Annotated in this window: 8 protein-coding genes; 4 read left to right on the forward strand and 4 right to left on the reverse strand. The window is 74.4% G+C overall.

From position 1 onward, the window contains the following. Positions 1-73: 73 nt before the first annotated feature. Together AB0M28_RS29165 and AB0M28_RS29170 are read right to left on the reverse strand one after the other, a co-directional pair. Complete coding sequence (locus AB0M28_RS29165) at positions 74-1,117, reverse strand: LacI family DNA-binding transcriptional regulator (RefSeq protein ID WP_365411392.1); 1,044 nt, start codon at positions 1,115-1,117, stop codon at positions 74-76. 106 nt (positions 1,118-1,223) lie between these two features. Beyond that, the gene (locus tag AB0M28_RS29170) at positions 1,224-2,213 is read right to left on the reverse strand and encodes an LLM class flavin-dependent oxidoreductase (RefSeq protein WP_365411395.1); all 990 of its coding nucleotides are present in this window, start codon (positions 2,211-2,213) and stop codon (positions 1,224-1,226) included. Positions 2,214-2,357: 144 nt separating this feature from the next. Here AB0M28_RS29170 and glgA point away from each other — a divergent pair, with 144 nt between their 5' ends. Together glgA and glgC are read left to right on the forward strand one after the other, a co-directional pair. Beyond that, positions 2,358-3,524 (forward strand): glycogen synthase, encoded by a 1,167-nt coding sequence (glgA, locus tag AB0M28_RS29175; protein ID WP_365411398.1) that lies wholly within the window; start codon positions 2,358-2,360, stop codon positions 3,522-3,524. A gap of 11 nt (positions 3,525-3,535) precedes the next feature. Then, entirely contained in the window at positions 3,536-4,753 is a 1,218-nt protein-coding gene (glgC, locus tag AB0M28_RS29180; protein ID WP_365411401.1) for a glucose-1-phosphate adenylyltransferase, read from the forward strand. 12 nt (positions 4,754-4,765) lie between these two features. On the opposite strand, the gene AB0M28_RS29185 is transcribed toward glgC, so the two are convergent. After that, the gene (locus AB0M28_RS29185) at positions 4,766-7,846 is read right to left on the reverse strand and encodes a protein kinase (RefSeq protein ID WP_365411404.1); all 3,081 of its coding nucleotides are present in this window, start codon (positions 7,844-7,846) and stop codon (positions 4,766-4,768) included. Between the two features lie 202 nt (positions 7,847-8,048). On the opposite strand from AB0M28_RS29185, the gene AB0M28_RS29190 reads away from it, so the two are divergent. After that, a complete protein-coding gene (locus AB0M28_RS29190; protein WP_365411407.1) occupies positions 8,049-9,233 on the forward strand; it encodes a CaiB/BaiF CoA-transferase family protein in 1,185 nt (394 codons plus the stop codon). Between the two features lie 70 nt (positions 9,234-9,303). Continuing rightward, a complete protein-coding gene (locus tag AB0M28_RS29195) occupies positions 9,304-9,708 on the forward strand; it encodes a pyridoxamine 5'-phosphate oxidase family protein (RefSeq protein WP_365411410.1) in 405 nt (134 codons plus the stop codon). Here AB0M28_RS29195 and AB0M28_RS29200 read toward each other — a convergent pair. Next, positions 9,623-10,472: MFS transporter (locus AB0M28_RS29200; RefSeq protein ID WP_365411413.1), on the reverse strand; the 850-nt coding region annotated here is incomplete at its 5' end. The genes AB0M28_RS29195 and AB0M28_RS29200 overlap by 86 nt on opposite strands.

Genomic DNA, 10,472 nt, shown 5'->3' on the forward strand with positions numbered 1-10,472 from the left:
GCAGCCCGCCGGCGCGGGCATGCCGAACCCCGGCCGGGGCGGCGGCCCGCCGGGGCCGGGGCTCGGTCGGGCGTCAGTCCCGCGGACCCGTGCTCGCCCGGATCACCAGCTCCGTCGCCAGCTCCACCCGCGGCGACGCGGGCTCCACCCCCTGCGCCAGGCCCAGCACGGTCCGTACGGCCAGCTTGCCCATCTCCGACAGCGGCTGGCGGACCGTCGTCAACGGCGGCGCGCACCAGCGGACCTCGGGGAGGTCGTCGAAGCCGACCACGCTCAGATCCTCGGGCACCCGCAGCCCGCGCCGGCGCAGGGCCTCGATGGCGCCCAGGGCCATCTGGTCGCTGGACGCGAACAGGGCGGTGGGCGGATCCGCCCGGTCCAGCAGGGTGTTGCAGCCCGTGAAGCCGGACTCGTGGTAGAAGTCGCCCTGCACGATCAGCTCGTCGTCGACCGGCATCCCGGCCCCCTCCAGCGCCGCCCGGTAGCCGTCGAGGCGGGCGCGCGAGCACAGCAGCCGCGGCGGGCCCGCGATGAACCCGATACGCCGGTGGCCGAGCCCCAGCAGATGCTCGGTGGCGGACATGCCCCCGGCCCAGTTCGTCGCCCCGACGGTGGGCGCGTCCAGCGCGGGTGCCCCGGCGGGGTCGACCACGACGAGGGGGACGCCGAGGCGGCGCAACTCCTCGTGCAGGGTGGGTTCGAGGACCGAGGTGACGAGGATGACGCCGTCGGAGGCGCGCGCGCGGAGGTTGGTCATCCACTGCCGGGCGGAGCCGGCCCGGTCGTGGATCGCGGAGACCACCGTGCCGACGCCGGCCGCGTGCGCGACGTCCTCGACGCCGCGGATGATCTCGACGGCCCAGGGGCTGTCCAGATCGTTGAAGACCAGGTCGACCAGTGCCGCCCGGTCCCCGGGCGCGGTGGAGCGGCGCCGGTAGCCGTGCCGGTGGAGCAGGTCCTCGACGCGGGCGCGGGTGGTGGGCGAGACGTCGGAACGCCCGTTGACGACACGGGAGACGGTCGGCACGGAGACCCCGGCCTCCCGGGCGATCTCCGTGATCGTCACCCTGGGTGTGCCGTTGTCGGCCTCGTTGCCCTTGACTTGGTCCCTGGCCACCGGTGCCACCTCCGTCAACGCTCCGCACCCTCTGAAGGCCCGCCGAGGGTGCGTCAACCCTACCGGAAGTGTCACGCAAATTTTCGGTACCGGTCGTGATACGTGATCAGGCCGGCGCCTGCAGCGCGGGGAGCACCTTGTCGGCGAACAGCCGCAGACTCTCCCAGGCACCCTCCACGGGCAGTCCGCCGCACATCGGGTGGAGCACGAATGTCGCCCCCGCGCCCTCGGCCACGCACTCCTCGGGGGTGAGGCAGGCGTACACGCCCTCCGCGCGCAGCTCGCCCGCCGTGCTGCCCGCCGTGAGGACCGCCGACGTCTGGCCCTCCTCGTACCAGGAGGCGTACGTCCGCGCCTCGTGCAGGAAGTGCCGCCCGTACAGCGCCCAGGCCCGCTCGGGGTCCTCGGTGCAGTGCACGAGCCGGGTCCGCTCCGGCGGCAGCAGCGCGAAGCCGCCCTTCAGTCCGGCCGCGGCGGCCAGCTCCCGGTAGTACGCGACGAGTTCCGGCTTGTACGCCGCCGAGAAGAACGGCAGCCCGAGCCGTACGGCCCGGCGCACTGCGACCCGCGACGAGCCGCCGACCAGCAGTGGCGGATGCGGCCGGGTGAGCGGCGGCGGGGTGACGCGCACCCGCGTCCCGCGGTAGTCGAACGGCTCCCCGGTCCAGGCCGCGAGCAGGGTCTCGAGCACCTCGTCCTGCAGCCGCCCGCGCTCCTTCCACTCGCGCCCGAACGCCGCGTACTCCTGCGGCCGGTAGCCGAGTCCCGCGACCAGGCTGAGCCGTCCCGGCCGGCCGCCGAGGTGGTCGGCGACGGCCGCCTCCTCGGCCAGGCGCAGCGGGTCGTACAGCGGGGTGAGCGCGGCGGAGACCATGACGTTGATCCGCCGCGTCGCGGCCAGCAGCGCCGCCGCCGTGACCAGCGGGGCGGGGCTCCAGCCGTCGTCGGCGCCGTGGTGCTCCTCCAGGGTGATCATGTTGAAGCCGCGCTCCTCGGCGAAGGCGGCCATCTCCACGGTGGCCCGGTAGCGCGCGGAGACCTCGGCCGGATCGAGGCCCGGCGTGGCCTGGTTGAAGCGGATCACGGTGACGGGCATGCGCGCACCTCTCGGCCAGAGCTGACGACTCGTCAGATACGGCTACCACCCGCGCCCCGAGACGGCAAGGGGCGCAGCGGGTCTTCCCCCGCGCGGCATCCGGAGTGACCATGAGGGGACCGGCCGCGACGACGGGGGTTACGTGTGAGAGTGGCGCTGCTCAGCCGCGAGTACCCGCCGGACGTCTACGGCGGAGCCGGGGTCCATGTCGAGTTCCTGGCCCGGGAGTTGCGGCCGCTGCTCGAGCAGCTCACCGTGCACGCCTGGGGCGAGGGCTCGGCGGACGGTGTGCGGCGCCACGGCGCGTGGCCGCACCTGGCGGACGCCAACGACGCCCTGCGCACCTTCTCCGTCGACCTGTCGATGACCGCCGCCGTCGCGGGCTGCGATCTGGTCCACTCGCACACCTGGTACGCCAATCTGGCCGGCCATCTGGCCAAGCTGCTCTACGGCGTTCCGCACGTCCTTACCTCGCACTCGCTGGAGCCGCTGCGCCCCTGGAAGGCGGAGCAGCTGGGCGGCGGCTACGCCCTGTCCGGCTGGGCGGAGCGTACGGCGATCGAGGCCGCGGACGCCGTGATCGCGGTGTCCGGCGCGATGCGCGAGGACATCCTGCGCTGCTATCCGGCGCTGGATCCGGACCGGGTCCGGGTGGTGCACAACGGGATCGACACCGCGCTCTACCGCCCCGACCCCGCGACCGACGTCGTACGCCGCGTGGGCCTGGACCCCGGCCGCCCGTACGCGGTGTACGTCGGCCGCATCACCCGGCAGAAGGGCGTGCCCCATCTGCTGCGCGCGGCGCGGCTGCTGCCGCCGGACGCGCAGCTGCTGCTGTGCGCGGGCGCGCCGGACACCCCGGAGATCGACGCGGAGTTCCGGGCGCTCTTCGCCGAGCTGCGGTCGGTGCGCGACGGGGTCGTGTGGCTGCCGGAGATGCTGCCGCGCGCGGAGGTGGTCCAGCTGCTCACGCATGCCCGGGTGTTCGTGTGCCCGTCGGTGTACGAGCCGCTGGGCATCGTGAACCTGGAGGCGATGGCGTGCGGCACCGCCGTCGTGGCCTCGGCGGTGGGCGGCATCCCCGAGGTCGTCGACGACGGGCGCACGGGACTGCTCGTGCCGTACGACCCGGCCCGCGCGGACGCCTTCGAGCAGGGCGTCGCCGAAGCCCTCGGCCGGCTGCTGGCGGACCCCGGCGAGGCCGGGCGGATGGGCGCGGCCGGACGGGAGCGGGCGGTACGGGAGTTCGGCTGGGACGCGGTGGCCCGGCGGACGGCGGCCGTGTACGGGGAACTGGTCAAGACGTCCTAGAGGGGGCAGCGATGCGCGGTGGACCTTCGGTGCTGGGGATCGTGCTGGCGGGCGGCGAGGGCAAACGCCTGATGCCGCTGACGGCGGACCGGGCCAAACCCGCGGTGACGTTCGGCGGCACCTACCGGCTGGTCGACTTCGTGCTGTCCAACCTCGTGAACGGCGACATCCTGCGGATATGCGTCCTCACCCAGTACAAGTCGCACTCCCTGGACCGGCACGTCACCACCACCTGGCGGATGTCGAGCCTGCTCGGCAACTACGTCACCCCGGTCCCCGCCCAGCAGCGCCTGGGCCCGCGCTGGTACCTGGGCAGCGCGGACGCGATCCTGCAGTCCCTGAACCTCGTCCAGGACGAACAGCCCGACTACATCGCGGTCTTCGGCGCCGACCACGTCTACCGGATGGACCCGCGCCAGATGCTGCGCCAGCACATCGACTCGGGCGCGGGCGTGACGGTCGCCGGCATCCGGGTGCCGCGCACGGAGGCGTCGGGGTTCGGGGTCATCATGCCGGGCGGGGACGGCAGCCAGGTGGACAGCTTCCTGGAGAAGCCCGCCAACCCGCCGGGCCTGCCCGGGGACCCGGACCGCGTGTTCGCCTCCATGGGCAACTACATGTTCACCACGAAGGCGCTCATCGACGCCCTCCAGCAGGACGCCGACGACCCGCACTCGGTGCACGACATGGGCGGCTCGATCCTGCCCGCGCTCACCGAGAAGGGCCAGGCCCAGCTGTACGACTTCGGCGGCAACCGGGTGCCCGGCGAGCCGGTCCGCGAGCAGGGCTACTGGCGGGACGTGGGCACGCTGGACTCGTACTACGAGGCGCACATGGACCTGATCTCCGATCCGCCGGTGTTCAGCCTGGACAACCGCCAGTGGCCCATCTACACCCACCCCGGCCAGCTGCCGCCGGCGCGGTTCTGCGCGGGCGGCATCGCGAGCGAGTCGATCGTCAGCCCCGGCTGCGTGATCCGCGGCCAGGTCACCCGCTCGGTCCTCTCCCCCGGCGTGGTCGTCTCGCCGGGCGCGGTGGTGCAGGGGGCGGTGCTGCACGACAACGTGCGGGTGGGCCGGGGTGCGGTGGTACGGGGGGCGGTGCTGGACAAGAACGTCGAGGTCCCGGCGGGCGCGACGATCGGCGTCAACGGCGACCGGGACAAGGAGCTGTACACGGTCTCCCCGGGCGGTGTGATCTCGCTGGGAAAGGGGCGGCGGGTGCTGTGAGGTCTCCTGCCCTCAGGCGGACGGCAGCGCGATCGCCGAGACGTACGGACAGGGCAGCACGACGCCGCCGCCGCTGAGAACGGCGGGGCGGTGGCTGATCCCGGCGTTCTCCCAGGTCCAGCACGGCTTTCCGGTCCTGGCGTCGTACGCCTGCAGGAACGGCGGCCGCTTCGTACGCCCCAGCCTGACGGTGCCGCCGTCGGCCGCCTTGACGACGAGCAGGCCGCCCTGGACCCCGACGATGTCGGTACGGCAGGAGCGGCTGTTGTGGTTGGCGACCGTGCGGTCCCACAGCAGGCGGCCGGTGGCCGCGTCCAGGGCGTAGAGCCGGTCGCCCTTGGCGGACGGGTTGCCGGCCGTGGCGTACAGCCGTCCGTCCGTGATGTGCGGCAGTCCGGTGCCCGGCGGACCGAGCACCTCGTACCGCCAGGCGCCGACGCCGGTCTCGGCGTCCAGGGCGAGCACGGACGTGCCGTCCCGGAGATGGAGCAGGGAGGTCGCGGCGGTGCCCTCGGGTACGAGGTCGCGCGAGCGCGACCAGCAGGGCCGTCCGGTGGCCAGGTCCAGGCAGCGGATCTCGGGTCCGTCGACGACGGCGATCCGCCCGTGACCGGCCGCGGCGTGGCGTGGGCCGGCGACCGTGGACCGGGCCGTCCACGCCACGCGGCCGGTGTCGCGGTGCAGCGCGGTCATGAAGTCCCTGCCGTACAGGACGACGAAGTCGCCGTGTACGAGGAAGGGGTTGCCCGCCTCGTCGCGCACCGCGTCCGGCAGATCGGTCCACCAGCGCACCCGGCCGTCGCGTACGTCGCGCGCCACGACCCGTACGCCCGGTGCGCCGACACCGCCGACGGCGACGCAGAACAGGTCGGCGGCCACCGCACCGCGCAGCGTACGGCCGGCCGCCTTGGGGCGGGCGTAGACGCCGTTGTCGCCCTCGGCGGACCACAGGAAGCGTCCCGTGGCGGCCGAGAGCGCGCCGGCGGTGTCCTCGGCGGTCCACAGCACGACGTCGGCGGTGGCGGCGGCATCGGTCACGGACGCGCGGTCCGAGCGCCAGAGCTCGGTGCCGGGCGGGCGGCGACTGTCCGGCCGGTGTGCTGGTGCGGCCACCACGGTCGGCGCGCTGTGGCGCGGGGGCGGGGTGGCGCCGCGCGGGGCCAGGGCTTCCGGGAGCGGTTCGGCCGAGGGGGGCAGCAGCTTGCCCGCGACGGAGGCCAGGTGGGACGCGCGGTCGACGGGGTCCGCACCGGGGGTGCTGTCGAGCTGCTCCCGCGCGGTCTGCGGGGTGACGGTGTTCCTGCCGACCGCCTCGATGTGTTGCCGTGCCCGGTCCAGCCGTAGCCGCAGCGAGTCCAGTCTCTGGTCCCCCAGGCGCTCCCCGGGTTCGCTGCCGAGGATCCGGTCCACCGTGTTCTGCGCTCGCGCCGCCTCGACCAGGGCGGAGCGCTCGGAGGCCGCCGCGGCTGTCTCGCGCAGCTCCGCGATCCTGTCCCGGACGGCCAGCTCCAGGTAGCGTTCGGCGCGCTCCAGCAGCTCCCCGGACTCCTCGGGGCGCGTGCCCGCCCACGCGACCGCCAGTTCGCACACGGCCTCCACACGGTCGCCCGGCTCGCCCAGCCGTTCCACCGAGCGCAGGGCGTCCTCGGTGTTCTCCGCCGCGGCGGCGACCCTTGCGCGGATGCTGACGTCCGCCGTCCTCCTCCAGAAGGCACGCTTGATCAGCCGCCGGTAGGCCTCGGCCCGCGGTTCGTCGCTGCCCGCCACCGCCGCGGCCGCGGCCGCGTAGATCTCGCCCCGGAAGTCGTTGTTGGGGTGGTCGGGCAACCGAGGGGCGAGTGCGGCGGCCCGCTCGTGATCCGCGAAGGCCAAGGCCCGCAGGATGTGGTTGAAGAGGAGGTCGCGGTCCGTCCCGGTGAGGGTGAACGTGCTCTGCAACGCCTCGTTGAGCAAGCGGGCGGCGTGCACGGGTGCCCACCGGTCCGGCATCTGCTGGATCAGGGACAGCGAGTCGCCGAACAGCCTCCGGTCACGCCGCGCCAGCTCCCGCATCAGCCGTTCCGCGGCCCCGAGTACCCGCTCGCTGAGGGAAACGTCGACGTGTGCCGCGATCCGGGCCAACTCCAGGTACACCGCCACGACCCGGTGATCGTGCAGTGGCAGCGCGTCCCCCAGCTCCCGCTCGGCCTTGTCCACCAGCCGAACAATGAGCTCCCGGTTCTCCTCCGCCGTGGCGGGCTCGGGCGTACGCACCCGGGGGACGACCGGCGCCCCGCCGAGCTCCCGGAGCGCCACCGCCACCGCATCGGCCGACTCCGGCCGCCCCCGCGGGTCCTTCGCCAGCAGCCGTCCGACCAGGCGGTCGAGCGCCGCCGGGGCGTCCGGGCGGCGCTCGCGCAGCCGGGGCGGGGCGTCCTCCACATGCCGCCGCATCACGGCCAGCGGATGCGCGTCGTTGCCGAACGGCGGGGAGCCGGTGAGCAGTTCGAACACCACGCAGCCCAGCGCGTACAGGTCGCAGCGCGCGTCCACCGGCTCGCCGCGCCACTGCTCGGGGGCCATGTAGGGCGGGGTACCGATCATCCAGCCCGTCGCCGTCAGCGCGGTGGAGAGGTCCCCCGCGCGGGCGATGCCGAAGTCGCACACCTTGAGCCGGCCGTCGGCCAGCAGGAAGAGGTTGGCGGGCTTGAGATCCCGGTGCACCACCTGCCCGGCGTGCGCCGCCGCCAGCGCCTCGGCCGCCTGGGCGGCCAGCGTCACCGCCTCCGGCACCGGCAGTCCACCGGGCGAGCGGGCGAGCAACGCGGCCAGATCGGAGCCGTGGAGCAGCTCCATGACGAGGAAGAGCCGGTCGTCGTGCCGGCCGACGTCGTGGACGACGGTGATCCCCGGATGCTGCAGCCGCGCCCCGATCAGTGCCTCGCGCCGGAACCGGGCCACGGTCTCGTCCTCCGCGGGCGCGTCGGGGAGGAGCTTGACGGCCACGTCCCGGTCCAGGGAGGCGTCGAAACCCCGCCACACCTCGCCCATACCGCCGCGGCCCAGCCGCGCGTCGAGCCGGTACCTCCCCGCCAGCCACTCCCCCGCCTGCACGCGCTCCCCCTCGTACGGTGACAGCAGAGGTCATTGTGACGCGCCGGGGAGACCCACGGCACCCGCGCCACCGCCCCGCGCGGGGTTCCGCCGCCGAGCTGGCAGACTGCGGCCCCGAAGTCCCCGGCCTGCCGGCCGGTCCCGACCGGAAGGGTGCCGCCGCGCTGCCGCGGTCAGCCTTCCCCCGGCCCACGGAGCACGCATGACCCGCCTCCCCCTCGAAGGCATCACCGTCCTCAGCCTGGAACAGGCCGTCGCCGCGCCGTTCGCCACCCGCCAGCTGGCCGACCTCGGTGCGCGCGTCGTCAAGGTGGAGCGGCCGGGCGCCGGTGACTTCGCGCGTGCCTACGACGAGTCGGTGCACGGCCAGTCCAGCTATTTCGTCTGGCTGAACCGGTCGAAGGAGTCCCTCACCCTCGACATCAAGACCCCGGGCGGCCGGGAGGTCCTGGAGCGGCTGCTGGGCGGGGCCGACGTCTTCGTGCAGAACCTCGCGCCGGGCGCGGCCCGCCGCCTGGGCCTGGGCGCGGCCGAACTCGCCGGGCGGCACCCGTCGCTGATCGTGTGCGACATCTCCGGTTACGGCAACGAGGGTCCGTGGTCGGACCGCAAGGCCTACGACCTGCTCGTGCAGTGCGAGGCGGGGGTCGTCGCGCTCACGGGGACGCCGGAGGCGCCCGCCCGGGCGGGCATCTCGATCGCGGACATCGCGGCGGGCATGTACGCCTACTCGGGCATCCTCACCGCGCTGTACGAGCGCCGGGTCACCGGTGTCGCCCGCCCGGTGGAGGTGGCGCTCTTCGAGGCCCTCGCCGAGTGGATGGGCTCCCCCGCGTACTACACGGCCTACTCCGGCACCCAGCCCGCCCGGGTGGGCACCGAGCACGCGACGATCGCCCCCTACGGCCCGTTCGACGCGAGCGACGGCAGGACCGTGCTGCTGGCCATCCAGAACGAGCGCGAATGGGCCTCCTTCTGCGCGGTGTTCCTCGATGACGGCGGGCTTGCCACGGACGCGCGCTTCCACCGCAATTCGGCCCGGGTGGCGCGGCGCGCGGAGCTGAACGCGATCGTCGCCGCCCGGTTCGCGGAGCTGACCGCCGAGGAGGCGGTGAAGCTGCTGGACCGGGCGGGGGTCGCCAACGCCCGGCTCAACTCCCTCCAGGAGTTCTGGGACCACCCCTCCCTGGCGGGTCGTGACCGCTGGCGCGAGGTGTCCACCCCGGGCGGCCCGGTCCGGGCCCTGCTGCCCCCGGCGTCCCTGGGCGGCCTCGGCGCCCGGATGGACCCGGTGCCGGCGGTGGGCGAACACACGGACGCGGTCCTGCACGGCCTGGGCTACGACGAGGAGGCGATCGCCGCGCTGCGGGGCGAGGGGGCGGTGTAACAGGTCCTAGGACGAACGTCCGAGCCCTGTGCCGATGCGCGCGCCCGGGCGGCTCTGGTCGAATCGCCGTATGGGTGATCTTGTGGAGGAGTTGGCGCCCGCCGTCCGTACCCGGCTGGCCGAGGAGCGGAACGTCTGGCTGTGCACGGTGCGTCCGGACGGCTCGGCGCACGTGACGCCCGTCTGGTTCGTGTACGAGGGCTCGACGTGGTGGATCGGGACCGACGACTTCTCCGTGAAGGTCGCGAACGTGCGCGCCGAGCCGAGGGTCTCGCTGGCCCTGGAGGACGGCCGCTCCCCGGTCGTCGCCGAGGGCGAGGTGACCATCCACGGCGACCGGTTCCCGCCCGGCGTCGTCGCGGCGTTCGCGGCGAAGTACGGCTGGGACGTCACCGCCCCGACCCGCCCCGGGACGGGACGCGTGCTGCTGGAGGTGCCGGTACGGCGGTGGCTGCTGGCCGGGACGGCGCAGTAGCGCTTGGGTCCTTCTCCGCGCCGACGGCCGCGGCGGAGGCCAGGGTCGCGGCGGCGAGCGTGCCCCACAGCGCGGCCGGGCCGTGCGGGGCCAGGGCGGTGATGGCCGCCGGGGAGACCGCGAGGCCGAAGCCCGTGGAGAGTTCGAAGCGGGCGAGGGTACGGCCCAGCGCCCGGGGCGGGGCGAGGTGGGTGACGAGGGCGGTGGCGCTGCCGGCGTAGACGATCTCCCCGATCGTGCACAGGACGGACACCGCGGCGACGGCTGGGGCGCCCCAGCCCCCGCCCATCGAGGTGGCCAGGAGGAAGCCGGCGTACGACGCGGTGAGGATCACGCCGGCGAGGGCCAGCACCTTCCGCCGGGGGAAGCGTGACAGCAGCACGGTGAGCGGAACCTGCAGGGAGACCACGAGCACCGTGTTGGGGACGAAGATGACCGCCGACCACACCGGCGAGGCGTGCAGCTGGGTCACCAGCACCAACGGGAGTGCGATCTCGGGGACGTTGAGGCAGAAGACGTACACCACGTTGGCGGCCAGCAGTGTACGCAGGCGGGGCGCGGGCCCGTCGTCTCCGGGTCCGGCGGCGGCGGCCGGATCCGCGTGCAGGCGCACCGACCACGCCAGGGCCGCCGCGACGAGATAGGCGATCCCGGTGCCGGCCGCCAGCCCCCGCAGCGCGGGCGCACCGCCGGTGAGGCACACGGTGGCCAGCAGCGCGCCGACGCCCAGGCCGGCGTTGCGCAGCGCGCGGCCCGCCGCGAGC

Source organism: Streptomyces sp. NPDC051940, assembly GCF_040680895.1.
Classification (GTDB): Bacteria; Actinomycetota; Actinomycetes; order Streptomycetales; family Streptomycetaceae; genus Streptomyces.

Excerpts from the sequence above, each read along its gene's own strand:
- glgC (WP_365411401.1), top strand. The coding sequence starts at position 3,536 with ATGCGCGGTGGACCTTCGGTGCTGGGGATCGTGCTGGCGGGCGGCGAG.
- AB0M28_RS29195 (WP_365411410.1), top strand. The coding sequence starts at position 9,304 with ATGGGTGATCTTGTGGAGGAGTTGGCGCCCGCCGTCCGTACCCGGCTG.
- AB0M28_RS29190 (WP_365411407.1), top strand. The coding sequence starts at position 8,049 with ATGACCCGCCTCCCCCTCGAAGGCATCACCGTCCTCAGCCTGGAACAG.
- AB0M28_RS29170 (WP_365411395.1), bottom strand. The coding sequence starts at position 2,213 with ATGCCCGTCACCGTGATCCGCTTCAACCAGGCCACGCCGGGCCTCGAT.